This window comes from Vibrio sp. 1401, assembly GCF_033340295.1.
Genome location: NZ_JAWOWF010000774.1, coordinates 1 through 536 on the forward strand (window position 1 = coordinate 1; position 536 = coordinate 536).

At 43.5% G+C, this 536-nt stretch carries 1 protein-coding gene; it reads left to right on the forward strand.

Translation table 11 applies throughout. The annotated features are described in order from the left end of the window. The coding region (locus R7Z77_RS28090; protein WP_318137400.1) for an ROK family protein at positions 1-399 on the forward strand (399 nt) is incomplete at its 5' end. Positions 400-536: the final 137 nt, after the last annotated feature.

Genomic DNA, 536 nt, shown 5'->3' on the forward strand with positions numbered 1-536 from the left:
GAAGAAGTGGTGAGACGCATCTCTGAAGGTGAAGCCTCTATTCTTGCGGATCAAGAAGAGATGAGTATCGAAAGTATCTGTGAAGCCGCGGCAAATGGCGATCCTCTCGCGGTTGATGTGATTGAAAAATTGGGACGCTATTTAGGTTCTGCAATTGCTATCGTGATCAACTTGTTTAACCCAGAAAAGATTTTGATTGGTGGGGTAATTAACCAAGCGAAAGAGGTGCTTTATCCAGCCGTTCGCCGTTGTATTGAAGAACAAAGCTTGCCTGTTTATCACCAAGATCTTGAGCTGGTGGAATCTCGCTTTTATAAACAAGCGACGATGCCGGGCGCTGCGCTGATAAAACAAGCTCTGTATGATGGGCAGTTGTTAATGAAGGTGGTGGAAGGTTAATCACTTCTTTCTATCTTTAATTTGATTTAGGGTGTGGCTCAAGAGCGCACCCTTTTTTGATCTTAAAAAGCCATCAAATGACGAATCTGAGCAGCAGTGCATTGCTATGTGCACGTCATTGATGTAATTTGCACTTA